General features: G+C 76.9%; 1 pseudogene. It reads right to left on the minus strand.

From position 1 onward, the window contains the following. Positions 1-206: 206 nt before the first annotated feature. Positions 207-477, minus strand: a pseudogene (locus FV222_RS28915) (single-stranded-DNA-specific exonuclease RecJ); the annotation flags it as partial.

Below are 477 nucleotides of genomic sequence, written 5' to 3' on the forward strand. Positions count from 1 at the left end.
TTCCTCGGCCGCCCTGCACCACGCCGACCGAGGGCGGGCGGCCGAGGAAGAACTCCTCGGCCCCGCCGGCGCAGGCCGGCGCCGCGGCGAGGAGGAGGGTGGCGGAGAGGAGGAGGCGCATGCGGAGAGCTTACGGCGCGGCGCCTGCACGCCGCGTTAACGATGTCGCGAGAGCGCCGGGGCCGAGGCCGGCTCCGCGGCGGCGCTCAGGTCGCGGGGCTGAGATCGCAGATGCGGACCTGCGCCCGCTCGGCCCCGCGCCAACGGTCGCAGGCCAGCGTGCCGGCGACGTGGAACTCGGAGCCGATTCCCGCGAGGATCGCCTGTCCGAGCGGGCCTTGCGCGCTCCGGAAGCTGATCGCGCCGACCGCTTGGCCGTCGCGGCTGCGCAGGCGCGCGCGAACATGGCCGTGGCCGACGAGGCCGGCATCGACGATGCGGTGGCGCGGCAGGGCGAAGACCGGCTCCGGCGCGCCC

It is taken from the genome of Methylobacterium sp. WL103, assembly GCF_008039885.1.
GTDB classification, from domain to species: domain Bacteria; phylum Pseudomonadota; class Alphaproteobacteria; order Rhizobiales; family Beijerinckiaceae; genus Methylobacterium; species Methylobacterium cerastii.